This is a genomic window from Paraburkholderia caffeinitolerans (assembly GCF_902859945.1).
Lineage (GTDB): Bacteria > Pseudomonadota > Gammaproteobacteria > Burkholderiales > Burkholderiaceae > Paraburkholderia > Paraburkholderia caffeinitolerans.
This window is the reverse complement of record NZ_CADIKL010000056.1, coordinates 1-26033: the sequence shown is the minus strand read 5'-3', so window position 1 is coordinate 26033 and position 26033 is coordinate 1. Positions and strand designations below refer to the sequence as shown.

General features: G+C 66.1%; 28 protein-coding genes. 12 read left to right on the top strand and 16 right to left on the bottom strand.

Going from position 1 to position 26033, the window contains the following annotated elements; genetic code table 11:
• Positions 1 to 2: 2 nt before the first annotated feature.
• Positions 3 to 947, bottom strand: a complete 945-nt coding sequence (gene ispH, locus HV773_RS33435) for a 4-hydroxy-3-methylbut-2-enyl diphosphate reductase (protein WP_175198119.1) — start codon at positions 945 to 947, stop codon at positions 3 to 5.
• A 399-nt stretch (positions 948 to 1346) separates the two neighbouring features.
• Here ispH and hpnC point away from each other — a divergent pair, with 399 nt between their 5' ends.
• Both hpnC and HV773_RS33425 read left to right on the top strand, forming a co-directional pair.
• Complete coding sequence (gene hpnC / locus HV773_RS33430) at positions 1347 to 2210, top strand: squalene synthase HpnC (RefSeq protein WP_175198118.1); 864 nt, start codon at positions 1347 to 1349, stop codon at positions 2208 to 2210.
• On the top strand, positions 2207 to 3385 hold the full coding sequence (locus tag HV773_RS33425) for a glycosyltransferase (protein ID WP_175198117.1): 1179 nt from the start codon (positions 2207 to 2209) through the stop codon (positions 3383 to 3385). The genes hpnC and HV773_RS33425 overlap by 4 nt, the downstream gene beginning before the upstream one ends.
• A gap of 93 nt (positions 3386 to 3478) precedes the next feature.
• Here the strand turns inward: HV773_RS33425 and HV773_RS33420 are convergent, their stop codons facing one another.
• Entirely contained in the window at positions 3479 to 4057 is a 579-nt protein-coding gene (locus HV773_RS33420; RefSeq protein WP_175198116.1) for a hypothetical protein, read from the bottom strand.
• Positions 4058 to 4189: 132 nt separating this feature from the next.
• Complete coding sequence (hpnA, locus tag HV773_RS33415; protein WP_175198115.1) at positions 4190 to 5212, bottom strand: hopanoid-associated sugar epimerase; 1023 nt, start codon at positions 5210 to 5212, stop codon at positions 4190 to 4192.
• A 142-nt stretch (positions 5213 to 5354) separates the two neighbouring features.
• Between hpnA and HV773_RS33410 the strand changes: the two genes are divergently transcribed.
• Complete coding sequence (locus HV773_RS33410) at positions 5355 to 5651, top strand: acylphosphatase (RefSeq protein ID WP_175198114.1); 297 nt, start codon at positions 5355 to 5357, stop codon at positions 5649 to 5651.
• Positions 5652 to 5682: 31 nt separating this feature from the next.
• Here HV773_RS33410 and egtD read toward each other — a convergent pair whose 3' ends face one another.
• Positions 5683 to 6702, bottom strand: coding sequence for an L-histidine N(alpha)-methyltransferase (egtD, locus tag HV773_RS33405; RefSeq protein ID WP_175198113.1), 1020 nt, complete (start codon positions 6700 to 6702; stop codon positions 5683 to 5685).
• A gap of 371 nt (positions 6703 to 7073) precedes the next feature.
• Between egtD and rarD the strand changes: the two genes are divergently transcribed.
• Positions 7074 to 7976: an EamA family transporter RarD gene (gene rarD, locus HV773_RS33400; protein ID WP_175198112.1), complete on the top strand. Its 903-nt coding sequence runs from the start codon at positions 7074 to 7076 to the stop codon at positions 7974 to 7976.
• Positions 7977 to 7981: 5 nt separating this feature from the next.
• On the opposite strand, the gene HV773_RS33395 is transcribed toward rarD, so the two are convergent.
• Positions 7982 to 8521 (bottom strand): Mpo1 family 2-hydroxy fatty acid dioxygenase, encoded by a 540-nt coding sequence (locus tag HV773_RS33395; protein ID WP_175198111.1) that lies wholly within the window; start codon positions 8519 to 8521, stop codon positions 7982 to 7984.
• 231 nt (positions 8522 to 8752) lie between these two features.
• On the opposite strand from HV773_RS33395, the gene HV773_RS33390 reads away from it, so the two are divergent.
• Both HV773_RS33390 and HV773_RS33385 read left to right on the top strand, forming a co-directional pair.
• Complete coding sequence (locus HV773_RS33390) at positions 8753 to 9397, top strand: HAD family hydrolase (RefSeq protein WP_175198110.1); 645 nt, start codon at positions 8753 to 8755, stop codon at positions 9395 to 9397.
• A gap of 69 nt (positions 9398 to 9466) precedes the next feature.
• Positions 9467 to 10705: a dienelactone hydrolase family protein gene (locus HV773_RS33385; RefSeq protein ID WP_175198109.1), complete on the top strand. Its 1239-nt coding sequence runs from the start codon at positions 9467 to 9469 to the stop codon at positions 10703 to 10705.
• A 102-nt stretch (positions 10706 to 10807) separates the two neighbouring features.
• Here HV773_RS33385 and HV773_RS33380 read toward each other — a convergent pair whose 3' ends face one another.
• On the bottom strand, positions 10808 to 11068 hold the full coding sequence (locus tag HV773_RS33380) for a hypothetical protein (protein ID WP_175198108.1): 261 nt from the start codon (positions 11066 to 11068) through the stop codon (positions 10808 to 10810).
• Positions 11069 to 11294: 226 nt separating this feature from the next.
• Here HV773_RS33380 and HV773_RS33375 point away from each other — a divergent pair, with 226 nt between their 5' ends.
• Together HV773_RS33375 and HV773_RS33370 are read left to right on the top strand one after the other, a co-directional pair.
• Complete coding sequence (locus HV773_RS33375) at positions 11295 to 12188, top strand: M23 family metallopeptidase (protein WP_175198107.1); 894 nt, start codon at positions 11295 to 11297, stop codon at positions 12186 to 12188.
• A 22-nt stretch (positions 12189 to 12210) separates the two neighbouring features.
• Complete coding sequence (locus HV773_RS33370) at positions 12211 to 12819, top strand: BPSL1445 family SYLF domain-containing lipoprotein (protein WP_175198106.1); 609 nt, start codon at positions 12211 to 12213, stop codon at positions 12817 to 12819.
• A gap of 48 nt (positions 12820 to 12867) precedes the next feature.
• On the opposite strand, the gene HV773_RS33365 is transcribed toward HV773_RS33370, so the two are convergent.
• Both HV773_RS33365 and HV773_RS33360 read right to left on the bottom strand, forming a co-directional pair.
• Complete coding sequence (locus tag HV773_RS33365; RefSeq protein ID WP_175198105.1) at positions 12868 to 13680, bottom strand: DNA/RNA non-specific endonuclease; 813 nt, start codon at positions 13678 to 13680, stop codon at positions 12868 to 12870.
• A 262-nt stretch (positions 13681 to 13942) separates the two neighbouring features.
• Positions 13943 to 14302 (bottom strand): DUF3564 domain-containing protein, encoded by a 360-nt coding sequence (locus HV773_RS33360; protein ID WP_175198104.1) that lies wholly within the window; start codon positions 14300 to 14302, stop codon positions 13943 to 13945.
• Positions 14303 to 14642: 340 nt separating this feature from the next.
• On the opposite strand from HV773_RS33360, the gene HV773_RS33355 reads away from it, so the two are divergent.
• From HV773_RS33355 to HV773_RS33345, 3 genes are all read left to right on the top strand, one after another.
• Entirely contained in the window at positions 14643 to 15065 is a 423-nt protein-coding gene (locus HV773_RS33355) for a rubrerythrin family protein (protein WP_175198103.1), read from the top strand.
• 140 nt (positions 15066 to 15205) lie between these two features.
• On the top strand, positions 15206 to 16555 hold the full coding sequence (locus HV773_RS33350; RefSeq protein ID WP_175198102.1) for a heterodisulfide reductase-related iron-sulfur binding cluster: 1350 nt from the start codon (positions 15206 to 15208) through the stop codon (positions 16553 to 16555).
• 68 nt (positions 16556 to 16623) lie between these two features.
• Positions 16624 to 17205, top strand: coding sequence for a DUF3501 family protein (locus HV773_RS33345; protein ID WP_175198101.1), 582 nt, complete (start codon positions 16624 to 16626; stop codon positions 17203 to 17205).
• A gap of 13 nt (positions 17206 to 17218) precedes the next feature.
• Here the strand turns inward: HV773_RS33345 and HV773_RS33340 are convergent, their stop codons facing one another.
• Both HV773_RS33340 and HV773_RS33335 read right to left on the bottom strand, forming a co-directional pair.
• Positions 17219 to 17680, bottom strand: coding sequence for a GNAT family N-acetyltransferase (locus HV773_RS33340; RefSeq protein ID WP_175198100.1), 462 nt, complete (start codon positions 17678 to 17680; stop codon positions 17219 to 17221).
• Positions 17681 to 17716: 36 nt separating this feature from the next.
• Positions 17717 to 17944 (bottom strand): hypothetical protein, encoded by a 228-nt coding sequence (locus HV773_RS33335; RefSeq protein ID WP_175198099.1) that lies wholly within the window; start codon positions 17942 to 17944, stop codon positions 17717 to 17719.
• Positions 17945 to 18065: 121 nt separating this feature from the next.
• Here HV773_RS33335 and pdxR point away from each other — a divergent pair, with 121 nt between their 5' ends.
• The gene (pdxR, locus tag HV773_RS33330) at positions 18066 to 19574 is read left to right on the top strand and encodes a MocR-like pyridoxine biosynthesis transcription factor PdxR (protein ID WP_175198098.1); all 1509 of its coding nucleotides are present in this window, start codon (positions 18066 to 18068) and stop codon (positions 19572 to 19574) included.
• Here the strand turns inward: pdxR and HV773_RS33325 are convergent.
• From HV773_RS33325 to HV773_RS33300, 6 genes are all read right to left on the bottom strand, one after another.
• Positions 19571 to 20875, bottom strand: coding sequence for an NAD(P)/FAD-dependent oxidoreductase (locus tag HV773_RS33325; RefSeq protein ID WP_175198097.1), 1305 nt, complete (start codon positions 20873 to 20875; stop codon positions 19571 to 19573). The genes pdxR and HV773_RS33325 overlap by 4 nt on opposite strands.
• A complete protein-coding gene (locus HV773_RS33320; RefSeq protein ID WP_175198096.1) occupies positions 20875 to 22167 on the bottom strand; it encodes an NAD(P)/FAD-dependent oxidoreductase in 1293 nt (430 codons plus the stop codon). Before HV773_RS33320 ends, HV773_RS33325 begins: the two co-directional genes overlap by 1 nt.
• Positions 22168 to 22237: 70 nt before the next feature.
• On the bottom strand, positions 22238 to 23839 hold the full coding sequence (locus HV773_RS33315) for a DUF3138 family protein (RefSeq protein WP_175198095.1): 1602 nt from the start codon (positions 23837 to 23839) through the stop codon (positions 22238 to 22240).
• Positions 23840 to 23968: 129 nt separating this feature from the next.
• Positions 23969 to 24889: an ABC transporter permease subunit gene (locus HV773_RS33310; protein WP_175198094.1), complete on the bottom strand. Its 921-nt coding sequence runs from the start codon at positions 24887 to 24889 to the stop codon at positions 23969 to 23971.
• Positions 24886 to 25839 (bottom strand): ABC transporter permease subunit, encoded by a 954-nt coding sequence (locus HV773_RS33305; protein WP_175198093.1) that lies wholly within the window; start codon positions 25837 to 25839, stop codon positions 24886 to 24888. Before HV773_RS33305 ends, HV773_RS33310 begins: the two co-directional genes overlap by 4 nt.
• Positions 25840 to 25852: 13 nt before the next feature.
• The coding region (locus HV773_RS33300) for a TOBE domain-containing protein (RefSeq protein ID WP_175198011.1) at positions 25853 to 26033 on the bottom strand (181 nt) is incomplete at its 5' end.

The window sequence follows — 26033 nt, the reverse complement described above, 5'->3', positions numbered from 1 at the left end:
CCTTAAACTTCGCGCGCGACGAGCGGTTGCAACAGCTTCGACGGCAGCTTGAATTCGACTTTTTCTTCACGGCCCGCCATCGTCGACACGTCGACAGGCCCCAATGCGCGTAGCGCGTCAATTACGTTTTCCACCATTTCCTCGGGCGCCGACGCACCGGCCGTGATGCCGACGGTCTGCGCATTGGCAAACCACTCGGGCTTCACTTCCGAGCCGTCCGCGACGAGGTAGCTCGGCACGCCCGTTTCGCTGCCGATCTCGCGCAGGCGATTCGAATTCGAGCTGTTCGTCGCGCCCACCACCAGCAGCACGTCCACCTGGACGGACAACTCGCGCACCGCGGCCTGGCGGTTTTGCGTGGCATAGCAGATGTCGCGCGTATCCGGGCCGACGATGTCGGAAAAGCGGGTGACCAGCGCGTCGATGATGCCGCGCGTGTCGTCCACCGAAAGCGTGGTCTGCGTCACGTAGGCGAGCGGCGCGTCGAGCGGCAGGTCGAGCTTCGCCACATCGGCTTCGCTCTGCACCAGCAGCACGGTGCCGGGAATCTGGCCAATCGTGCCTTCCACTTCCGGGTGACCGGCATGGCCGATCAGGATCAGCGTGCGGCCCGCCGCGACGTACTGGCGGCCCTGCACGTGCACCTTGGTGACGAGCGGACAGGTTGCGTCCAGCACGTCGAGGCTGCGTTCCTCGGCGGCGCGCTCGACCGTTTTGGCCACGCCGTGCGCGCTGAAAATGGCGACCGCGCCCTCGGGCACTTCGTCGAGTTCTTCCACGAAACGCGCGCCTTTGTTGCGCAGGTTTTCGACCACGTGGCGATTGTGGACGATTTCATGGCGCACATAGACCGGCGCGCCGTGTTTCTGCAAGGCGCGATCGACAATCTCGATAGCGCGGACAACCCCCGCACAAAAGCCGCGGGGTTGAGCAAGGATGACTCGCATAAAGTGGCGAACTCCGACTGCCGCGGATTTTCGAAAGAGCCGTAAAAGACTCGTTCGCCGCGGTCATCATATTAATAAGGTGCTGATATCCGCACGTATCCGCAGAAAGGCGGGGCGGAAAAAAACCAGACGCGCATTTTAACCCCTTCGCCGCCGCTTTGCTGATCGACGAACGGGAAGGTGCGGCGCGCATACGACGCCAATCGGCATGGCCCCCTTTTTTACGCACTGTTCGGGACTGCAACGGGCTCGCCATTGCAGCAAGATTTGCCGCAAAACAGCCCTTGGGGGCCTTGGGAACCTTGCGCAGTGCAACATGATGCGGGAACCCTTAAACTAACGTCCCCGCGCATCGGGCCGATCTGTGCCACGCGGGACCGACCCCAATCTGGACGCTTCATGGAACCCGATCAACACGACGATTTTCCGGTAGCGCGCATTTTGCTGCCGAAGGCGCTCAGAGCGCCTGTCGGCGTGATCTACCATATTGCGCGCACCCTTGACGACATTGCCGACGAAGGCGACTGGAGCGCCGAAGAGCGCCACCTGCGCCTCGCCGACTTTCGCGCCGGGCTCGACGCCGTGGCGCAAGGGCGCCTCGCGCCCGTGCACCCCGCGCTGTTCGCGCGGCTCGCGAAAGTGATGTACCAGTGCCGGCTGCCGCTGGAGCCGTTTTACGACCTGGTCTCGGCGTTCGATCAGGACATCCGCACCACGCGCTACGCCGACCGCCACGATCTGCTCGATTTTTGCCGCCGCTCGGCCAACCCGATCGGGCATTTGATGCTGCACCTGATCGACGAAGCCACGCCCGAGAATCTCGCCGATTCCGACGCTATCTGCACCGCCTTGCAGCTCATCACCTTCTTGCAGGACGTGCCGGCCGACTGGAGCCGCGGGCGCATCTATCTCCCGCAGGCCGACCGCGAACGCATGCAGGTGAGCGACGCGCAGATCGCCGCGGGCCGGGTGGACGACGCCTGGCGCGCGCTGATGGAGCACGAAGTGGCGCACGCGCGCGCGCTCATGCTGAGCGGCGCGCCGCTCGCGCTGCGAGTGCCGGGCCGCTTCGGCCTCGAGTTGTGCAGCGTCGTACATGGCGGCCTGCGCATGCTCGAGATCATCGAGCGCAGCGGCTACGACGTGTTTCGCGCGCGGCCCCGGCTGGGTGCGGCCGACTGGGCCGTGGTGCTGCTGCGCACCGGCGCCATGTGGCTGTCGCGCCGCTTTGCGACGCCTTCGATGGAGAGCAACAACGCATGATGACAACGATCCTCTTTGCCGTGTCTTGCTTTTCGCTGCTGATCTGGCTCGTGCTGCTGTTCGCGCGGGGCGGCTTCTGGCGCGCGCGTCCCGCCGCGCCGCTGCCCGTGGTCGAGCCCGCGGCGGGCTGGCCGGCGGCGTGCGCCGTGGTGCCCGCGCGCAACGAGGCGGACGCGATCGGCGAGGCCGTCGCGTCGCTGCTCCAGCAGGACTACCGTGGTGAATTCCACGTCATCGTGATCGACGACCACAGCACCGACGGCACCGCCGAAGCCGCGCGCGCCGCCGCGCTCGCGCTGCAATGCCCCGAAAAGCTCACGGTGGTGAGCGCGAAGCCGCTGCCCGCGGGCTGGTCGGGCAAGGTGTGGGCGCAGTCGCAGGGCATCGAGGCGGTGCGCACGCTGGGCCTGAACGCCGACTACCTGCTCCTGACCGACGCCGACATCGGCCATCCGCCCGAGGCCCTCGCGCAGCTCGTGGTGCGCGCGCAGGCGGAACGGCGCGACCTCGTCTCGCTGATGGTGCGCCTGCGCTGCGACTCGTTCTGGGAGAAGGCGCTGATCCCGGCGTTCGTGTTCTTCTTCGCCAAGCTTTACCCGTTCTCGTGGGTCAACAACCCGCGCAACAAGACGGCGGCGGCGGCGGGCGGCTGCATGCTGGTGCGCCGCACGGCGCTGGAGGAAGCGGGCGGCATCGAGTCGATCCGCGCCGAGCTCATCGACGATTGCAGCCTGGCCGCGCGCATCAAGCACCGCGGCGTTGGCCATCATCCGATCCGCCTCGACGTGGCTGCGAAGAGCGTCTCGCTGCGCCCCTACGATTCGTGGAAGGACATCTGGAACATGATCGCGCGCACGGCGTTCACGCAGCTTCATTACTCGGCGTGGCAGCTCGCGGGCACGATCCTCGGCATGACGGTGATCTATCTCGCGCCGCCCGTGATCGCGCTGGTGCTCGGCCCGCTCGGCTGGCCCGCGTGGATGGCGTGGGCGCTGATGTGCTGCGCCTATGCGCCGATGCTTGCTTACTATCGCCGCTCGCCGCTGTGGGCGCCGTTCTTGCCGCTCGTCGCGCTGTTTTATGTGGGCGCTACGTTCGCTTCGGCGTGGCGCTTCTGGCGCGGCAAGGGCGGGCAGTGGAAGTCGCGCGTGCAGGCGCCGGTGCAGGGGCGGTGAGGGGGCTGCCAGCCCGCAAGCATGCAAAAAAGCCGTCGCGATCGCTCGCGGCGGCTTTTGTTTTTATGGGCGCTTGATGTCCCGGCGCGCGCCTCAGCGCTGCGTCAGCATCATATACATCTGCACGATCATGTCGGGCGAGAACACGAACGGCACCCAGCCGTGACCCGTGTGCCGCATGACCAGCAGGCGGTCGCCGTTCGACTGCTTCTGCACGGCGATCATCGGATTCTTCGTCGAAGCAAAGCGCCAGCCTTGCGGAATCGCGGGCGGCGGCTCGGGCTGCATCGAGGCGCGCGCATTCGCGAGTTCCTCGATCAGCTGGCCCACCTGCATCGGATTCAGCGATACCGTCTGGCCGCTGATCGTCATCGTGATTTCGTTCGGCGAGGGCCGGCCGACTTCCAGCGTGGGGGTTGGTGCCTGGGCTTCCTGCACCGCCTGTTCAACGGATTCAGCAGATTCAGCGGGTTCGACCTGCGCAGCCTGCGGTTCGGGCTCGTGCTCGGGCGCTGCTGCAACGGCGGGCGTTTCCGGCTCGGCAATCGCCGCCGCGTGAGTCGGTTCGGGGGCTGCCGCAATGGCGGCGCAAGACGCAAGCGCAGCGCTGACGGCCTGAATAAGCTGATCGACGCCCACGTCGAGCGCGCCGATCTGATCTTGAAGGTTCATGCGAGGCTTCTCTGGTAAGACCCGCGATTTTACCTACAGCGCACGCGGGTGTCCCGCGCGACGTTGTAATGAGGTCGCAACAAAAGTTGTAACAATTTGCTCCGGCATTGCGCGGCGCGTCTCGCGCGGCGCTTACTTCGCGCCCAGATACCCCGCCTCGCGGAACCACGCGAGCGCGTCTTTCAACCCTTCGCGATAAGGCCGCGCGCGATAGCCAAGCTCGCGCTCCGCCTTCGCCGACGTGAAGTACATCTTGTTCTTCGACATCTTGAGCGCGTCCACGGTCACGAACGGCTCGCGCTTCGTGAAGCGCGCCACGGCCTCCGCGCCCATTGCGAGCGGGTAGAGCGGCCAGCGCGGCAGCGCGATGGTGGGCGGCTTGCGGCCCACGATGCCCGCGATGTCGGCGAGCATCTGCTGAAGCGGCAGGTTCTCGCCGCCGAGGATATAGCGCTCGCCGATGCGCCCGCGTTCGAGCGCGAGGAAGTGACCGTTCGCGACGTCGTCGACGTGCACGAGGTTCAGGCCCGTGTCGACGAATGCGGGAATCTTGCCCGTGGCCGCCTCGACGATGATGCGGCCCGTGGGCGTGGGCTTCACGTCGCGCGGGCCAATGGGCGTGGACGGATTGACGATCACCGCGGGCAGGCCGTCGCGCGCGATCATGCGCTCCACGGCGCGCTCCGAGAGCACTTTGCTGCGCTTGTACACGCCGATGGCTTGCTCAGCCGTGAGCGGCGAGGTTTCGTCGGCGGAGTTGCCCGAGCTCGTGACCTTGAGCGTGGCCACGCTGCTCGTATAGACGATGCGCTCCACGCCCGCGTCGAGCGCCGCGCGCATGGTGGCCTCGGCGCCTTCGAGATTGGCGCGCTCGATCTCGTGCGGATCGGGCGCCCAGAGGCGATAGTCGGCGGCCACGTGAAAGAGATAGCGCACGCCGTCGAGCGCGCGGCGCATCGAGGCGGAGTCGCGCATGTCGCCGGTGACGATTTCGGCGTCGAGCGCTTCGAGATTCTTGCGCGGGCTCGTCGCGCGCACCAGCACGCGCACGGCGTAGCCCTTTTCCTGCGCGATGCGGGCCACGGCCGAGCCCACGAAGCCGGACGCGCCGGTGATCAGCACGAGGTCCTTGTTGGCGCGGGAGGTGTCGGTCATTCTGGATTGGCTTGCGGGTTCGAGGAGCGGTGCGGTGCGCCGCTGGCGTGGCACGGATTGTACGTGGCGCGCGGCGGCATGGCGTCTACAATGCCTGGCGTAATGAATGCACCGCGAAATGCACGACGAAGGAGATTGAACGATGAGCGAACCGGATCTGGATGCACGCCTTGAAACGTATTACGTGCGCGTGCACGGAACGGTGCAAGGCGTGGGCTTTCGCCACGCAACGGTGCGCCAGGCGCACGCGCTGCGCATTCGCGGCTATGTCGCCAACCTGGAGGACGGCTCGGTGGAGGCGGTGATCCAGGGCACCGCGAACCAGGTGGACCGCATGCTGTCCTGGCTGCGCCACGGCCCGCCCGCCGCGCGCGTGAGTTCGGTGGAGAGCGAGGAGCGGCACACCGGGAAGCGCTACGAGCGTTTCGAGCAGCACTGAGGCTGCCCGACTTCGCGATAACGTCGGGCTCTCACGCAGCAGCTAGCAGACTCTCCGCGAACCCCCATTCCTTCTCGACCCACTGCCGCGCGCATTCGAAGCCCGCATCCGCTGCGATCGCGGGGATTTCATCGGCGTGGTACTTGTGGCTGCTCTCGGTCCAGATGGTCTCGCCCGCTTCCAGCTCGACCGCGAGCCGCGCCGCGCCCACGCGCGCCGAGACCCGGCGCCGCGCGCGCAGATGCATCTCGACGCTGCGCGCATCGGGGTTGAAGCGCGCGACGTGCTCGAAATCGTGCAGGTCGAAGTCGCCGTCGAGTTCGCGGTTGATGCGCGCGAGCAGGTTCAGGTTAAACGCGGCGGTGGCGCCGATGGCGTCGTCGTAGGCGGCGATCAGCGTGGGTACGGGCTTCACGAGATCGGTGCCCAGCAACAGCGTGTCGCCCGCGCGCAGCATCGCGCGGATGTCGCGCAAAAAACGCGTGGCCGCGAGCCGCGCGAAATTGCCGATCGTGCTGCCGAGAAAGAGCACGCACAGGCGCTCGCCGTGCTTGCGCTGGCGGCTCACTTCGGCGAGCCCGGCCAGATAATCGCGCTCGTAGCCGACGATGGAGATGCGCTCGATGTCCGCGAGTTCGCGCCGGCAGAGCTGCAAGGCGGTGCGCGAGATCTCGATCGGGCAATACGAAGTGGGCGAGGTCGGGCGTTTGCGCGAGAGCGCTTCGAGAATGCGGCGCGTCTTGCGCCCGCTGCCGCTGCCGAGTTCGGCGACGACGACATCGGCGGGCAGCGCCTCGACGATTTCGGCGGCATGGCGCGTGAGCAGACGTTCCTCGGCGCGCGTGACGCCGTATTCGGGCAGCACCGTGATCACCTCGAACAGCGCCGAGCCGACTTCGTCGTAGAGGTACTTCGACGGCAGTTCTTTCTGCGGCGCGTGGGTGAGACCCGCGCGGACCTCGGCGGCAAAATCGGCGGCGAAGCCGGTAAGCGAATTCTGCTGCGCATTGGAACGGGAGGAACGGGCGGAACGGGACGCGGATTGGGTCATGCGCACTCCTGTGTGCGTTGGACGGCTGGCTGCCGGTGCGCAGAAGGTTTTCCTCGCGCGCGGCAGCAGGGCGGCTCCGTAGCGAGATTTATGTTCTAGTCCACAGCAACAGACATTTCACGGACTAAATTGCGGATCTCGCTGCTCCGGCGGACGTCGCATTGCCCATGCCCGCCGTCCCGGGGCGGTGCGCGGCGCATTAGAATCGGACTGACAGCGTGGCAACGCCCGCCGCTGCTAATTCAATAGCCGATTCAAATGACAATATTTTTTCCAACGCCTCCCGGTTTTTTCTGGGAGGCCGGCGCGCGGCGCATCTCTAGCGCTCGCACTCGCGCCCTGTTTTTCTCACGCTCGCGCGGCGCCTCGCCATGTCGGTGAATACGTACGAGCCCAGGCGCGGCATCACGCTTTCCGTGGGGGCGTCCACGCTGTTCGCGCTGATGTCCAGCTATACGCTGCTGCTCGCCCCGCTCGACGGGCTCGACATCTTCGCCTGGCGCGTGATCTGGACCGCGCCCGGCGCGCTCGCGCTGGTGATTCTGCGCTCACGCGCGCCGCAACTGCTGGAATTGCTCGCGCGCGCGTTCAGGGAGCCGCGCACCGCGCTCATGCTCGTGGCCAGCGCCGGGCTGCTCGGCCTGCAGTTGTGGGTGTTCCTCTGGGCGCCGCTACACGGGCGCCTGCTGGAAGTCTCGCTCGGCTATTTCATGTTGCCGCTCGTGATGGTGCTGGTGGGGCGCTACTACTACCACGAGCGGCTCGAGGCGCTGCAGTGGATCGCGGTCGCGTGCGCGGCCGCGGGCGTCGCGCACGAACTCTGGGTGACGCACGCGTTCTCGTGGCCGACGCTGCTCGTCGCGCTCGGCTATCCGCCGTACTTCGTGCTGCGCCGCAAGATTCACGCGGATTCGCTCGTGACCTTCTCGATCGAAATGATGCTGTTGCTGCCCGTGGCCGCCATCGAGGTGCACACGGGCGGCTCGCTCGCGCTGCTCGACTCGCATAAGCTGCTCGCGTGGGCGCTGCTGCCGGGGCTCGGCGTGATCAGCACCGTGGCGCTCGCGTGCTATCTGAAGGCGAGCCGCCTGTTGCCGATGGCGCTCTTCGGCGTCCTCGGCTATGTCGAGCCGGTGCTGCTCGTGCTCGTCTCGGTGGTGCTGCTGCGCGAGCCGTTCGGGCTGCGCGAGCTGGGAACCTACGTGCCAATCTGGATCGCCGTCGCGTTGACGGCCGTGCATGGCGCGCGGCTGGTGAGGCTGTCGGGAGGATGATCCGGTTACGGCCGGGCCGCGTGCCCGCGCGGGGGATTGATGCGCGTGGGCCCCGCCTTGGCCTCGATGGCCGCGCGCAAGGCCGGACGCCAGCCGAGCCCGAACAGCGCCTCGGCGAGCACGAAAAGCGGGCCGACGATGAGCCCGATCAGGTCGTCGGCGAACGCGGGCTTGCGATGCTCCCACGCGATGTGCCCGACGAACTGGAACACCCACCCCACCACGAACAGCCCGATGCCGCCCGCGAGCCAGGCCGCCGTGCCTTGCTGCGCGAGCCACGCGCCGAACCCGAGGCAGGCCGCCGAAACGACGGCCATCATGAGGCCGAGCGGCACGTCTAGCACGAGGTAATAGAGCGTCGTGGCGCCGAACAGGAGCCACGCGGGCGAGAGCGGCCATCCGCCGAGGTGCCCCAGCACGGGACGCGACAGCAGCACGGCGAGCGCGAGCACGATCATCGGGATGCCGACGAAGTGCGTGGCGATGTTGCGGACGTCGCGATGGTATTCGGCGTACTGCGTGAGCTGATCGGTCAGGGTTCTCATGAAGGCCTCATTGTCTGCGCGATGATTATGACCTTGTGACGGCCTCGTGGCGCTGCGCAACGCACATGTATCGATATTGATCGATAGTATCAACATCGATACACAAAGCCGGGCTGCCTGCGTGGAGCATGGCCGCGCCATTGCGGCAGCGCGCCGTTTGCGTCGACAATGACGCCGGCTTGCTGTCCATAACCCCACGCCCCTGACCGTGGCGCTTTCCGATTCCGCTTCATGAACAACCGCGTCGTAGCCGCCTTCGATTTCGACGGCACCATCACCACGTCCGACAGCTTCCGCGCCTTCATGCTAGACGCCGCCGGCAGCACGCGCTTCGCGCTCGCCGTGCTGCGCTGCCTGCCGTGGCTTGCCGGCATCGCGCCCGGCTGGGCCGAGCGGGGTCGCACCAAGGCGCGCTTTCTCTACGCGGCGCTTGGCCCGGTGCGCCGCGAAGCGCTCGAAGCCGCCGCGCAGCGCTTCGTCGACACGGGCTTGCCCGCGCTGCTGCGACCCGAGATGCTGGCGCGCATCCGCGAGCATCAGGCGCTCGGGCACGAGGTGGTGCTCGTGAGCGCGTCGCCTTCGATTTATCTGCGCAAGTGGGCGCCGAGCATGGGCATCGGCACGGTGCTCGCGAGCGAGCTCGAATGGCGCGATGGGGTCTACACTGGGCGGCTCGCGGGCCGCAATTGCTGGGGCCCGGAAAAGGTCGCGCGGCTGCGCGCATGGTGGGGCAAGGATGCGCCCGCAACGCTCTACGCCTACGGCGACAGCCGCGGCGACCGCGAAATGGCCCAGCTCGCGAATCACGCGTGGATACGCGGCGAAGCGGCGCTGCCGCCGCTCGCGGCTGAGGGGGGATTTGGCGCGGTGGCGTAACAGCGCGCCACGCACGACGGATTCGCCGATCTGGCTGAAGGCCGGCCACAACGACAAGGAGACAAGCGCATGAATGGACAATGGACCCAGGTGAAGTCGCGCGACGGCGGCGAATTCCGCGCCTACACGGCGCTGCCGCCGGAGGGCAGCGGCCCGGGCCTCGTGCTGCTGCAGGATGTGTACGGCGTGAGCGACTACATGCGCGGTCTTGCCGACCGTTACGCGGAGGAAGGCTACGTCGTGATGGTGCCGGACCTGTACTGGCGGCTCGAGCCGAATCTCGATCTTGGCTACGGAGAAGCCGACAGCGCGAAGGCCTTCTCCTTGCTGGGTCGCTTCGACAACGACCTCGCCGTGGACGACATCGCCTCGACGCTCGCTGCCCTGCGCGCTCACGCATCGCATCGGGGCAAGGCGGGCGTGATCGGCTATTGCCTCGGCGGCCGCCTCGCCTATCTTGCCGCCGCGCGCACCGACGCCGATTGCGCGATTGGCTACTACGCCGTGAGCCTCGAGGATTATCTCGACGAAGCCGACAAGATCCAGTGCCCGTTCATGCTCCACTTCGCGGGCGAGGATCCCTATTGCGACGCGGCCACGCGCGAGCGCATCACCGAGGCGCTGGCCGACAAGCCCGGCGTCGAGCTTTACACGTACCCGGGCTGCGATCACGCGTTCGCCGCGCCATCGCGGCCGCACTACGACAAGCCCGCCACGATGATGGCGTATTCGCGCTCGCTCGCGATGCTGCGCCGCGTGCTCGGCCCCATCTACGACTTCAACGCGTTGTGGGAGGAGCACTGCTACCACGAGTTCGTCACGCGCAACCCCAGCGATGTCATGCCGACGATGGTGGCGCAGCCCTACGTCAACCACATCCCGACGATGACGGGCGGCGTGGGCCACGACGAGCTCAAGCGCTTCTACACGCACCACTTCGTGCATTCGAATCCCGCCGATACGCGCCTGATCCCGATCTCGCGCACGATCGGCTCGGACCGCGTGGTGGACGAGTTCATCTTCTGCTGCACGCACGACCGCGAGATCGACTGGCTGCTTCCCGGCCTCGCGCCCACCGGCAAGTACTTCGAGGTGCCGATGCTCGCCGTGATCTGCTTTCGCGGCAGCAAGCTCTATAACGAGCACATCTATTGGGACCAGGCCTCGGTGCTCGCGCAGATCGGCGCGATCGATCCGACCGGGCTGCCGATTGCGGGCGCCGCGAGCGCGAAGAAACTGCTCGACGAAACGCTGCCGTCCAACACGCTCATGGCCGCGTGGAAGACCAGCGAAGGCAAGCCGTTCTGAGCGCCCCCGGACCTGCCGCTTCGCGTCAGGCCCCCCGAGGGGGTTCAAGAAAACTTGGGGCGGCCCGGCGTTTTCTTGAGAGGCGTTGCCGCCGCGGCGATATCAGTTGAACGGGTTGTCGACGACGCCGGGCTTCGCGTCCGGCTCGTCCTTGACCTGCGCGGGCAAGTGCGGGTCGGCCTGGAGCTTCGCGACCACGCTGTCGAGCGCGGCCTTCAGCGCGAGCGCGGCGGCGAGGCCGCGTTTGTCGCGCGTGAGTTCGAGCGTGCCGGCAAGCGTCACGCGCGTGGTGCCGTTCGTGAGCGTGAGCGCGTCGCCTTGCACGTTCAGGACATCGTCGTCGTTTGCGTATGCGTCGAACACCTTCAGTTCCTCCTTGAGCGCGATGCGCGGGCCCGCATTATAAGAAGCGGTCCGCTACGCCATCAAACATCTTCCCGAAAATCCGCCGCATCCCGCCCGCATGTCGTTCATCTTGACGTGAGTCAGAACTGGCACGCGAATCCGCTGCGCTTCGCGGCAAACCCTTGATCATGACGCACCTGCGCCGCTCGGCGCAGATATTCCTGCAGGTCGAACAAGGAGCGTCATGGGAATTCTAGACAAGGGTGCCGAAATCGCTGCGGCCGTGGCCATCGCTGCCGCGTCCGCCGCCATGCTCGGCGCCTGCACGGTCACACCGTGGCATTCGTCCGCCTCCGTGGCCGACGACGCGCCGGCCGCCGCCAGCGAGGCCGCCGCGCCTTCGTCGGCCCCGAGCGCGACGCCGATCGAAACATCGGCTCCGGCTGTGGTGGCCGAAGTGCCGCCATCCAGCGCCACGGCCGAGTTTTATCGCGTCAAGGCCGGCGACACGCTCAGTCGCATTGCGGTCACCCACAAGCAACGCGCCGCCGATATCGCCGCCTGGAACAAGCTGCCCGCTTCGGGCACGGTGAAAGTGGGGCAACTGCTGCGAGTTGCGCCGCCCGTGAAGGCATCCGTCGCGGCACCCACTCCTGGTTCCGCGCCCGCCAAAAGCCTGGCGGCGCCCGCATCGCCGCCGCCGGCCGCCGCGCCTTCGGCCCCGAGCGCGAACGCGCCCGTCCCGCCCGCCGCCGCTGCGCGCACCAATGCGCGGCTCGCCTGGCCGGTGAGCGGGAGCGTCGTCACGCCGTTCGCGCCTGGCAAGCAGCGGGGCATCGTCGTCGCGTGTGCGCCGGGCGCGCCTGTGAAGGCGGCAGCGGCGGGGCGCGTGATGTATGCCGGCAGCGGCATCAAGGGCTACGGCAAGCTCGTCATCGTCAAGCACGACGCGCACCTGATCACCGCGTATGGCCGCAACGGCCGGCTGCTTGTGAAGCAGGGCGACACCGTGAAGCTGGGCCAGCAGATCGCCACGAGCGGCGCGGACGCGGTGGGCGTGGGCGCGCTGCTGTTCGAAGTTCGCGAGAACGGCAAGCCGGTCGATCCGCTTGCGCAATTGCCGCGCAAGCAGCCGTAGTTCAATGGGAGTGCGAAGCAAAATGAACAGAAGGCAATTCATCGCGGCGGGTGGGCGAACTGCTGCATCGATGGCGTCGCTGGCGTCGTTCACGGTGCTGGGCGCGTGCACCACAACAGGGCCCGGCAATGCCGACGCCGCCGCGGAAAAGAACGCCCGCCTGCGCCGCGAGATCGACACTGATGTCGATGCCGCGCTGGCGCGTCTCTATGGCACGGTGAAGGGCTCGCGCGAGCTGGTGGGCAAGTCCAGCGCCGTGCTGGTGTTTCCCGAGGTGGTGGGCGCGGCCTTTGGCGTGGGCGGCGAGTACGGGCGCGGCGCGTTGCGCGCCGATGGCCGCTCCGTCGGCTACTTCAGCACCACGGCGGGCTCGTTCGGCTTCCAGATCGGCGCACAGTCGCGCGCCGTTTTTTATGCCTTCATGACCCGGGGCGCCTTGGAGCGTTTCAAGCGCAGCAGCGGCTGGAAGGCGGGCGCGGACGCCACCGTCGCGCTCGTGAAGATGGGCGCGAACGGGCAGATCGATACGACCACGGCGGTCAATCCGATCGAGGCCTTCGTGCTCACCAACGCCGGCCTGATGGCGGGCGCCTCGCTCGAAGGCACCAAGGTTTCGCGGCTCGATTTATAGCGATTCGTAGTGGTAGCCGGCGCGCGGCCGGCCTTCGTCACACGGTTCTTACCAGCCCCATTTGCGCACGGCAAATGCGCGGCCGTTGAACGACACTGACGCCCGCGCGGCGACGTTCGCGGGAATGCCCGGGAACGCAATGCCGCTTTGCGTTTCGAGGTCGCGCACCGAACGCACGTCATAGCTATCGACGCTCGTGTTGTTCGCGACGATGGCGAACGCCAACTGCTGCGAGGGCACGTACACCACCTTGAAGATCTGCGTGGGCACCAGCACGCGCGACGCGCCGATCGTCTGCAACTGCGCGCCCGAGAAGAGCGGCCCGGTTACGACATAGGCGTCGCCGTATTTCGTCGCGAGCTTGCGCACCGCTGTTTCGATATGGGACCACAGCCGCTGATTGTTCTCACGGTTCTGCGGCACGATGTTCGCGAGCGAGAACGATTCGGCCATCGCCTGCGGGTTCCAGCGGTTGCCTGCGGGACTCATGTGGCCGCGGTCGAAGCCGCTGCGCTTGTAGTCGGCGAGCGTCGCGCCTTCGCCGGCGGGCAGGCGCTCGTCTTCGAAGAAGCGGTTCGTGCGCGTCATGTCCTTCGCGGCTTCGAGGTGATCGCGTGTCAGGTGTTCCGCCGACCAGAGCGGGCCGTGCGTGACGCCCGAGTGCAGCACCACGAAATCGGAATAGCAGAGCATGCGCGTTTTCGGCGCCATGCGCGGGTTGCTGAGCGTGGGGAACTGGCCGCCCGGAACCAACTGGGCGCAGGCGGACGTTGCGGGTGCTGCAGGTGCAGTAGGCACGGCGGGTGCGGCGAACGCGTGGCCGGCAAGGGCCAGGGTCAGGCAGGCAAACAGCTTCTTCATCGGCAAATCGGCAAAAACGGCAAAGCAGCGAGTCGGGGATGGCCCCGGAATGCGTAAGCGGCGCGCGCGTCGTGGGTATCGTGCGCGTGCCGTCGCGTTCCTGAAAGGACCTGTAAGGGCGTGAAAGTATAGCGGGCGAGACTGCGCACGGCCATCTCGAACTCAGGTGCGCGCGCAGCAAAACAATGCGGCGCCGCCGGAAGGGCGACGCCGCAAGGCGGGAAAGCTGGAGGAGTGAAGCGCGCGGGCTACGCGCGATGCATCAGCCCGCGAACAGCGCGTTTTCGGCGTGGACCATCTGGCGGTCCACAGCCTGCAGGCGCCATTGGCCTTCCATGTGCGCGTGCGAGGTTTCGCACGACCACGTGGCGTCGCCGTGGGCCGAACTGATTTCCTGGCGGCGGTTCACGTGCAGGCCGCGCAGGGTACAGAGGGGAGAATCGTCGAGCGGCGCGCATAGCGCCGTCACACCATCTGCATCGCGCATCTCGCCCCAGGCGGGAAGGTCGATGCCATCGTGCGACTCGCGCGACCAGCGTTGCTGGTCGGTATCGAGCCAGAGCACGGCAAAGTCATGATTCACAGTCGGGTCCGGACCGTTGATCAAAATAGTCAATCGCATGTGAGCTCCGAAATGGCTTCAAAAGGGCGCGCGGGCGGGCGCGCGAATCTGGCCGAAAACTAAGTCTAGGTCGGATGATTCGGTGTTCAAGGCCTTTATACATATATTGGGATAGGCCGGTCGCACAGGCCCGCCGTATAAGGGTGCCCAGCGCGTGCGGCAAGGCGTCGCTGGGCCGGAGACCGTCCGGCTATCGGCGGGATTGAAAATCACAATTGGGAACACAAACGACATTTCCTAAATTGATAGAGCGGCGTAGACCGCGCTCATGCCCTGCTGCACCGCACGAAGATGCGCAGCGCCGCGTCCCCCCGAATCCGGAAGTTTGAAGGAGGCATAGATGGCACAGCTCAAAGGCTCGAAGACGGAACAAAATCTCAAGGACGCCTTCGCGGGCGAATCGCAGGCGAATCGCCGCTACCTCTATTTCGCGGCCAAGGCCGATGTGGAAGGCCAGAACGACGTCGCCGCGCTGTTCCGCTCGACCGCCGAAGGCGAAACCGGCCACGCGCACGGCCACCTCGAGTATCTGGAAGCCGTAGGCGACCCCGCGACGGGTTTGCCGTTCGGCAGTTCGCGTCTGAATCTGCAGTCGGCGATCGCGGGCGAAACGCACGAATACACGGATATGTATCCCGGCATGGCCAAGGTCGCGCGCGACGAAGGCTTCGACGAAATCGCCAATTGGTTCGAGACGCTCGCCAAGGCGGAGCGCAGCCACGCGAACCGCTATACGAAGGCACTGGACGCCCTGACCGACTAGGGCCGCGGTCACAGGGCCGCCACCGCGCGCGCGAGGCTCGCCCGCGCGCGCCGCATTTCGCGTGTCTTTCGCGGTGCTTTTCGTGTGCCTGCGCGAACGCACCCTTATAACCAGAAGAAACAACTAGAACCGGAGACGTCATGCCCCACAAGGAAGGCAGTCTCGAAGCGCCGACCCGCCACCCGCTCGACTGGCGATCCGACGCGTTCTACGACCAGGCGCAGCTCGACACCGAGCTCACGCGCGTGTTCGATATCTGCGCGGGTTGCCGGCGCTGCGTTTCGCTCTGCGGTGCGTTTCCGGCGTTATTCGATCTCGTCGACGAAACCGATAGCGGCGAAGCCCACGACGTCGACAAGGCCCAATTTCCGAAAGTGGTCGACCAGTGCTATCTGTGCGACCTCTGCTACATGACGAAGTGTCCCTATGTGCCGCCGCATCCGTGGAACGTGGATTTCCCGCATCTGATGTTGCGCGCGAAGGCCATTCATTACCGCAACGGCGAGGTGCAGCTGCGCGACCGTGTGCTCTCGAACACCGACGCGCTCGGCCATCTCGCGGGCATTCCGGTGGTCACGCAAACCGTCAACGCGGTGAACGGCACGAAGGCGATGCGCGCCGTGATGGAAGATGCGCTGGGCGTGGACCGCAAAGCGTGGCTGCCGTCGTTTGCCGCGCGCAAGTTCCGCAGCGCGGCAAGCAAGGCCACGGCGAGCGAGGTGCGCGACGGCGAGCGCACGCCGGGCAAGGTCGCGATCTACGCCACTTGCTATGTGAATTTCAACGAACCGGGCATCGGCCATGACCTGCTGGCGGTGCTCGATCACAACGCCATTCCGTACGTGCTGGTGAAGAGCGAGGCGTGCTGCGGCATGCCGCTGCTCGAACAGGGCAACCTCGAAGGCGTGGCGAAGAAGCAGGCCGAGAACATGCCGGTGCTCGCGCAGTACGCGCGCGAAGGCTATGCGCTGCTGGGCGCGGTGCCGAGCTGCGTGCTGATGTACAAGCACGAGCTGCCACTGATGTTCCCCGACGACGCCGACACGCGCGCCGTGAGCGAAGCGTTCTGGGACCCGTTCGAATACTTCGTGGCGCGCAACCGCGACGGCCTGCTCAAGACCGATTTCCGCACCCCGCTCGGCAATGTCTCGTATCACGTACCTTGCCACGCGCGCGTGCAGAACATCGGCCGCAAGACCTCCGACCTGCTTTCGCTCGTGCCCGAAACCAAGGTCAACGTGGTCGAGCGCTGCTCGGGTCACGCGGGCACCTTCGGCGTGAAGAAGGAGTTTCACGCGATGGCGATGAAAATTGGCGCGCCCGTGTTCAAGCAGATGGCGCAGGGCGAGCCCGATTTCGTCTCCTCGGATTGCCAGCTCGCGGGGCATCACATCGTGCAGGGCATCGACGAGAACAAGCTCGGCAACGCCCAAGGCGGCCCGCCGCTCGCGCATCCGCTTACGCTGCTGCGCCGCGCCTATGGGATTTGATAAGGATTGCAATGTAAATAGGGTCCGGCGTGCCGGACCCTAAAGCATTCACGCATGAGGTACACCTGATGATGATCGCAAGAAACTCGCTGCTCTCGCTCGAAGCCTATGCGAAGCAGCGCACCGAGATACGCAACCGCATCATCGAGCACAAGAAACGCCGCGCCGTGGCGCTGGGCAATCACCTGACCTTTCTCTTCGAAGACGAAGCGACGATCCGCTATCAGATCCAGGAGATGCTGCACATCGAGAAGATCTTCGAGGAAGACGGCATCCAGGGCGAGCTCGACGCCTATTTGCCGCTGGTGCCGGACGGAAGCAACCTCAAGGCCACGATGCAGATCGAGTACGAGAACGAGATCGAGCGGCGCGCGGCGCTGGCGCGGCTCATCGGCATCGAAGACCGCGTCTTTCTGCAGGTGGAGGGGGAGCCGCCCGTCTACGCCATTGCCGACGAAGACCTCGAGCGCGACAACGCCGAGAAGACCTCGGCGGTGCACTTCGTGCGCTTCGAACTCACGTCGCCAATGAAAAAGCGCCTGCGCGAGGGCGCGGCGCTCATGATCGGCTGCGATCACCCAAACTATCGCGTGCCGGACCAGATTATCGACTGCGACGTGCGCGCCGCGCTCGTGAAAGATCTCGACTGAGAACGCTCGCGCCTCACACGTTCTTGCGATACATGACGAAGCCTGGCTTGTCGGCCACGGCGTCGTAAAGGCGCATGGCCGTGTGATTCGTTTCGTGCGTGTGCCAGTAGACGCGCGCCGAATTCGAAGCTTTCGCGTGCGCATACACCGCTTCGATCAGCGCGCGTCCCACGCCCTTGCCGCGTGCATCCTCGCTCGTGAACAGATCCTGCAAATAGCAGATCGGGCCCTCGAGCGTGGTGTTGCGGTGATAGATGAAGTGCACGAGGCCCACCATGCGTTCGCCTTGCAGCGCGACGAAGGCGTGCATGGGCTCGTAGCCGTCGAAGAAGCGCGTCCACGTGGTTTGCGTGATCGCCTCGGGCAGCGCGGTGGGGCCGGAGCGGCCATAGAAGTGGTTATAGCCGTCCCAGAGCGGGCGCCATGCGTCGTAGTCGGCGGGCGTGACTTCGCGCACGTGGATCGTCGGGCTCAAATTCGTTCTCCTTGGGGTGGTGGGCTTGCCGCGGCTCTAGCGCTGCGCCGCGCAATCGGTCAGGGTCTGCAGCGCCTGCGTGCGGCGCTTGACGTCGGGCGCGTGCAATGCGCTCGCGGCTTCGCCCGCGCACGCGCGATACGCTTCGCGCGCCTGCGCTGCCGGGTCCGCGCGCCAGTAGGCCCATCCTGCGAGACTCAGCGCGAGGGCGATCGCGCACGCTGCGCGCGTGCGCGCCTGCCGCCGGCCAGGCGTTGCTTGCATGCGGTTCCGGGTGGGCTGCATGACCTCCATCACATTCTCCATGCGAATGCAGGCTTCAGCGTAAGCGATTTGTGGCACCATTGTTAGTCCCACTCAAGCCACAAAATATGGAGCCACGAGATTGGACTACGCGCTGATGATGGCCGCTTACGAGCGCCGTGCGCGCGCGAGCGCTTCACGACGCCTCACGCAACAGGATCTGCTCTACGAGAGCCTGCGCCGCGCGATTCTCGACGGCGATATCGTGTGCGGCACGCGCCTCGCTTCGAGCCGCACGCTGGCCGAGGAGCTGGGCATCGCGCGCAATTCGGTGCTTTATGCGTATGAGCGGCTGGTGGAGGAGGGTTTCGTCACCGCCACGCGTCATGGCTCCATCGTCAACGGCGTGAAGCCAGGCGTTGCGCCACCTGCCACGCGCGTGCTGGCGCACGACGACCACAGCGCGCCGCAGCTTTCGCGCCGCGTCCGCGAGTTGCCACCACGCCGCAGCGACGGCGTGACGGCGTTGCGGCCGGGCACGCCCGCGCTCGATGCGTTTCCGCTCGCGCAGTGGCGCACCAGCGTCGAGCGCGCGATGCGCGAGGTGGACCCGAGCGAACTGGGCTACGGCGACAGCGCGGGCCTGCCGGTGCTGCGCCATGCCATTGCGCAATACGTGCGCGTGTCGCGCGGCGTGCGCTGCCAGCCCGACCAGGTGTTCATCACGGACGGCACGCAAACGAGCCTCGCCCTGTGCGCGCGTTTCTTCGCTGACGAAGGCGAGCGCGTGTGGATCGAAAATCCGGGTTATCTGGGCGCGCGCGTGGCGATGCTGGCGGCCGGGCTCACGCTCGTGCCGGTGCCGGTGGACGCCGCGGGCATGGCCGCGCGCGATGAGGACTGGCGCGCAGCGCCGCCGCGTCTCGTGTATCTCACGCCTTCGCATCAATATCCGCTCGGCTGCGTGTTGAGCCTCGAGCGGCGTCTCGCGCTGATCGAGCAGGCGCGCGCGTGCGGTGCGTGGATCATCGAAGACGACTACGACAGCGAACTGCGCCACGACGGCCCGCCGCTGCCGTCGATCCAGGGCCTCGCGGACGACACGCCCGTGATCTACCTGGGCACCTTCAGCAAGACGCTTTTTCCGGCGCTGCGTCTCGGCTTCATGATCGTGCCTCGCCAGGTTGTGGCGCAGGTGGCGGCGGCGCATCGCACGCTCATGCGCCAGGGGCGCGTGGCCGAGCAGGCGGCGCTCGCCGACTTCATCGAAAGCGGCCGCTACGCGCGGCATCTGCGCCGCATGCGCAAGCTCTACGAGACGCGCCGCGACGGCCTCGTGGCCGCGATCGAAAAACATCTCGCGGGGCTCATGACCGTGTCCGCCGACGCGGGCGGCATGCACCTGAGCGTGCGCCTGGATGCGCCGCTCGCCGACGCGGCTGTGAGCGAGGCGGCGCGCGCATGCGGTCTTGCGCTTTCGCCGCTCAGCGCGTTTTGTCTCGATGGCGAGGAGGGGCGCTTGAATCGCGAAGCAGTGCGGTACAACGGCTTTCTGCTCGGCTATGCCGAGGCCACGCCCGAGGCGTCGGATGCGCTCATGTCGGCGCTGGCGGAAGTGTTGAAGGCGATGCTCTCAACGGCGACGCCCTAAAACATCTCTCTCACCCGGTGATACATCATCCCGATCTCGAGCGCAGGCCTGCGCCACGCGGGGCCGCCCGGAAAGCGCGCGTGACGCACGCGTGAAAACAGATCGAACGCCGCGCGCTCGCCTGCGATGGCTTGAGTAACCACACGCCCCGCGATGCCCGTGAGCGCCACGCCGTGCCCGGAAAACCCCTGCATGTAGTAATAATTCGGATCGACCGCGCCGAAGTCGGGCGCGCGATTGCGCGTGACGTCCACGAAGCCGCCCCATGCATAGTCCACGCCCACGCCTTCGAGTTGCGGGAACACGCCGGTCATACGCCGCTTCATCGCCTCGGTGAGCTGCGCGGGCGCCGCGCCTGTTGAGTCGGCGCGGCCGCCGAACAGCAGGCGGTCATCGGCGGAGAGGCGGAAATAGTCAAGGAAGAAATTGTTGTCGCAAATGGCCGCGCGGCTGGGCATGAGCGCTTGCGCGCGCGCCCGCCCGAGCGGTTCTGTCGCGATGATGTACGAGGCGATGGGCGCGATGCGCGCCGCAATGGGCGCGGGCAGCACGCCGCCAGGCGCGGCGTTGCAGCACGACACCACGAAGCGGCAGCGCACCTCGCCGCGCGCGGTCTTCACGACCGGCCGCGCGCCCCGCACAACGTCGAGCGCGCGTGAATGCGCGAAGAGACGAGCGCCTTCCTTGCGCGCCGCATCGGCGAGACCGAGGCAGTACTTGAGCGGATGCAGATGTCCCGAGAACGGATCGTGGACGCCCGCCAGGTAGCTTTGCGAATTCACGCGCGCACGCGTGGCGTCGGTGTCCAGCCATTCGAGCTTGTCGTAGCCCCAGCGCGTGCGCGCGGCGTCCATCCATGCGCGCAGGTCGGGCACGCGCTTGGGCTTCGTGGCGACCGTCACGTAGCCGGGTGTGAAATCGCAGTCGATGCCATGGCGCGCGATGCGCTCGCGCACCAGCGCCACGCCCTCGATGGACAGCGCCCATGCCGCGCGAATCCCCGCGTCGCCAAGCTGCTTTTCGAGCACCTCGTCTTTCGCGAAGCCCACCAGGGTCTGGCCGCCGTTGCGTCCCGATGCGCCCCAGCCGGGCCGATGCGCATCGAGCACCACGACCGAAAGCCCGCGCGCGCGGCATTCCAGCGCCACTGAGAGGCCGGCGAAGCCCGCGCCGATCACACAGACGTCGGCGTCGATCGCGCCTTCCAGCACGGGGTCGTCGTCGGCGGGGCGCGTGGCGGTGGCCTCATAGTACGAGTCGCGGGCGAGCACATCCGCCTGGGCGTCGAGGTCGAAAGTCATCAGAGCCAATCCTTCATTCGATACCACGCCATCGCGAGCACGAGGGCAGGGGTTCGCAGTGTAGCGCCGCCGGGGAAGTCGCGGTGGCGGATCTTGCCGAACAGGTCGAAGCGCGCGGCCTGGCCGTGAATCGCCTCGGCAATCAGGGTGCCCGCGAGGCCCGTGGTGTTCACGCCATGGCCCGAGAAGCCCTGCGCGAAATACACCGTGGGGGACAGGCGGCCGAAATGCGGTGCGCGGTTCATCGTGATGTCGACGAAGCCGCCCCACGCGTAGTCCACCTTCACGTCGGAGAGTTGCGGGAAGGTCTTGAGCATGTCCGCGCGCATCGCTTCGCCGAGGTTGCGCGGCGCGAGCTTCGAATAGCTGACCTTGCCGCCCCACAGGAGCCGCGTGTCGGGCGCGGGGCGGAAATAGTCGAGCACGAAGCGGCTGTCACACACGGCGGTTTGCGCCGGCATTAGCGCCGCCATGCGCTCCGCGCCGAGTGCTTCGGTCGCGATCACATAGGTGCCGACCGGCATGATCTTGCGCGCGAGTTGCGGCGCGAGCGTGCCGAGATACGTGTTGCACGCGAGTACAACGAACTTCGCGCGCACCTGGCCCAGTGCCGTTTCGACGATGTGTCCGCTGTGCTCGTCGCGAATGCGCGTGACCGCGCTGTCTTCGAAGAGTTGCACGCCTGCTTCGCGCGCCGCGCGCGCGAGGCCGAGCGTGTAGTTGAGCGGATGCAGATGCCCGCTATCGGGATCGTAAAGACCGCCAAGATAGCGCGCCGATTTCACGTAATGGCCCACGCCCTCGCCATCGACGTAACGGAATCCGTCGTAGCCGAAGCGCTTCGCGGCTTCGTCGCGCGAGCGCTTGAGGTCGTCCACGTCGCGTGGCTTGTTCGCGGCGGTGAAATAGCCCGGCGTGAGCGCGCAATCGATCTGGTGCCGCGCCACGCGCGATTTCACGATGTCGAGCGTTTCGAGGCCCATCGCCCAGATTTGCTTGACCTCGTCTTCATTCATGAATTGCGCGAACGTGTCCATGCCGCACGCAAAGCCGCCGATCAACTGGCCGCCATTGCGTCCGCTTGCGGCCCAGCCGACCCTCGAAGCTTCGAGCAGCGCAACGCGATAGCCGCGTTCGGCAAGATTGAGCGCCGCCGAGACGCCCGTGAGACCCGCGCCGATCACGCAGATGTCGGCATCCAGCGCGCCTTGCAGCACGGGGTGGCGGGTCGTGTCGTTGATGCTGGCCGCGTACCACGACGGCGCATGAGGCTGATTCGCGAATTTGAGCATAAGGGAAGCGTACAAAAAAGGCGGGTGGGAGCGGGAGAGTGCACCCCCGTCGCCGCCCGCCGCACACTCGTTAGAACGAGTAGATGAACTGCGCGCCCAGCAGGTCGTTGCTCTTGCTGTACGAGCCGTCGTCGCGCAGGAATACCTTCTGCGTGGCCCAGTCGTGGCGGTATTCGACCTTCACGGTGATCTGCTGCGTCGCATAGAACAGCACGTCGAGCGCGATGTCCTGGCGCGTCGCGCCGTGGCATTCGAAGCCGTAGCCGCCGCCCGCCTTCGAGTTCGTGAGGCAGTCCGAACCGATGCCGAAGCCGTTGTTCGGGTCCATGCCGTTGCCGTTGAGCGCGATGCCGCCGCCGCCGCCGCCGTTCTTGTTGTTGACGAGCACGTCGTAGCGCGCGGTCACGCCCATGCGTCCCACCACCGGCGCGAAGAACTTGCGGTGCGCGAGCAGCGAGAGGCCATACCACTGCGCGTTGCCGCCGTTGAACGCCGCGCGCTGCTGCTGGCCGTAATCGACTTCGGCGTTGTACTGGACGTCCGCGGCCGTGTAGGCAGCGTCGGCTTCGCCGAAGAAGAAGTAGCCGCCCGAGCTCGATGCCTGGCCGCCCGGACCATAGACAGCCTGGCCGGTCGTGGAGTCGATCGCGCTCGACAGCGTCTGGCGGCCCACGTTGACCGAGCCGCCGAGATCGAGCGCGCTCGACCACGTGTAGTCGACGCGCGCCGTGAAGGTCGGGATCTTGTTGCTGGTGGTGATCGGGTCGCCCAGCGCGTTCGTGCCCGTCTGCGTGACGGCGCCGTAGGTGCGGTACTGCTCGTTGCCGACCATGAATTTCCACGCCCAGTTGCTGCCGCTCGGCGAGTAATTCCAGCCGACGCCCACATAGCTGCCCGGATCGGAGAAGTCGTAGAGCAGGTTGTGGGTGAGCGTGAGCATCTGGTTCGACTGCTGCACCTCGTAGCCGCCGAAGCTCGGCATGAGGCCGGCCACGAACGTGCCCGTGGAGGTCACCGGCACCGTGATGACCGCCGTGTTCAAGATGTTGTTGCCGATCTCCCCATGCTCGTTTTGCAGCAGCGTGATGCCGTTGCCGCGGTTGGGCATGAGCGTGATTTCGGCCGAAGGCGCCATCGGGCCGACACCGAAGGTCTTCTTGATGTCGAGGTAGACGTCGCCGAACGTGCTGTTGTAGTAGTTGTACGAACCGGTATGGTTCGCGAACAGGAACGAAGAGGTGCCGGGCGCGCGGTTGTAGATGTACGTCGGGTCGATATAGCCGGTGACCGAAAGACCCGCGAGCGGGCCAGTGTTGGCGGCGTCGGTGAGCGAATCGACCTTCATTTGCTGGTTCGCGATTTGCTGCTTCATCTGGTCGACCTGGTCGTTGGTCAGATGGGCCTGTGCGTTTCCATAGTCGGGCGAGGACGGATCCACCGCGGGCGCAGCGACCAGCGTCGCGCCTGCCGTGCCCGAGGACGCCGTGGCGGATTTCGCCGTTCCCTTTGCAGTGTTGTTCGACGCCGCAAGTTCGCTCTTGAGCGATTTCACCTCTTTTTGCAGCGCGTTCAATTGCTGCTGCAGCGCCTTGATCTGGTCGCTAGTCGTGTCCGCGAAGGCGAGCCCCGGCAATGCCCCGGCCACCAGCAAACAGATTAACTTCTTCTTCATTGAAATTCTCCGTATGGGTCGTTATTGCAATCGCTGCGGCGTACACATCCCCTGTGCCGCAACGTGTTGCCGGCGGCGCGCGCCACCACCAAGAGCCGCGCGCTGCCTTTGTAGACTGCGATCAGATCATCAAGCGGCGCGCCGGCCGAGCGGCGAGCCCACCGCGCCGGCCGGCGCACCCGGTCCCGCGCTCTGGATGGCTTCCGAGGGATCGGGCTGCACGAAGGCCATTTGCATGTCGCGCATGCGCTTCTTTTCACGCGCGGACATCATCTGGTTCACCGCGATCACGCCGATCGTTACCGCGCAGATGAAGAGCGTGGCCAACGCATTCATTTCCGGATTCAGACCGAGGCGCACGCGCGAGAACACCACCAGCGGCAGCGTGGTCGAGCCGGGACCGGAGAGGAACGCTGAAAGCACGAGGTCGTCGATCGAGAGCGTGAACGAGAGCAGCCAGCCCGAGAGCAGCGCCTGCGAAATGAGCGGCAGCGTGACCACGAAGAACACCTTGAGCGGCGTGGCGCCCAGGTCGAGCGCGGCTTCTTCGAGCGACTTGTCGAGTTCTTTCACGCGAGACTGCACGACGATCGCCACATAGGACACGCACAGCATCACGTGACCGATCCACATGGTGATCACGCCACGGCCCTTCGGCCAGCCGATGAGCTGCTCCATCGCTACGAACAGCAGCAGCAGCGAGATGCCCTGGATCACTTCGGGAATCACGAGCGGCGCGTTGATCATCCCGGCAAACAGGGTGAAGCCGCGAAAGCGTCCGAAGCGCGCGAGCACGAAGCCGGCCCACGTGCCGATCACGACCGAGGCGAACGCGGTCATGAGGCCGATCTTCAGCGACAGCCAGGCGGCGTTGAGCAACTCGTCGTCCTGCAGCAGTGCGGCGTACCACTTGAGCGAGAAGCCCGACCACACGGTCACGAGTTTTGACTCGTTGAACGAGTACACCACGAGGCTGATGATCGGGATATAGAGGAACAGGAATCCCAGCGAGAGAACGCCGGTGGAAAGTGTGCGGTTGGGCTTGATCATTTGCTTTCCTCCAGTTCCTTGACCTGGTAGTACTGAAAGACTGCCATCGGCACGAGCAGCAGCCCGACCATCGCGACGGTAACCGCCGAGGCCATCGGCCAGTCCATATTGTTGAAAAACTCATCCCACATGACGCGGCCGATCATGAGTGTGTCCGCGCCGCCGAGCAGTTCGGGAATCACGTACTCGCCCACCGCCGGAATGAACACCAGCAGGCTGCCGGCGATAATCCCGTTCTTCGAGAGCGGCAGCGTGATGCGCGTGAACGCGACCCACGGCTTCGCGCCGAGGTCGTAGGCGGCTTCGAGCAGCGTGAGGTCCATCTTCACGAGGTGCGCGTAGAGCGGCATCACCATGAAGGGCAGGTACGAATAGACCATGCCGATATAGACGCCCGCATCGCTGTGATAGAGGCGCAGCGGCGAGTGAATCAGGCCGATCGCGATGAGCGCGTGATTGAGCAGGCCGTCGTCCTTGAGAATGCCGATCCATGCATAGACGCGGATCAGGAACGAGGTCCAGAACGGCAGCATCACGGCCATCATGAGGATGTTGCGCGTGGCCGGATTCGAGCGCGCGATGTAGTAGGCAATGGGATAGCCGATCAGCAGACAGAAGAACGTCGAGACCGCCGCCATCTTCAGCGAGCTGATATAGGTGGCGATATAGAGGCTGTCCTGCAGCAGGAAGACATAGTGACCCAGTTGCAGCGAGAGGTGCACCATGCCGTCTTTCATCTCGGCAAGGCTCGAATACGGCGGAATGCTCATCGCCTGGTCGGCGAAGCTGATCTTGAACACCAGCACGAACGGCAGTGCGAAGAACAGCGCGAGCCACAGGAACGGCACGCCGATTACCGTGGTGCGGCCCGAGGGCAGGAAGCGCGCAAGCATGCGCCCGAGCGCGCCGCGCGAGGCGGCGGGCGTAGTGGTAGACAAAGGAGTACTCATCTCGGCCTCTCCCTTATTGCGTGAGCACGACGCCGCTGGCGGGCGACCACGAGACATAGACATCGTCGTTCCATGCCGGCGCCCCCTCGTTCATGAGGTGCGAGCTGGAGAGGTTCGAGACGATGGTTTTGCCGCCGGGCAGGCGCACGTGATAGAGCGAGTAGCTGCCCATGTAGGCGACGTCGGTAACCACG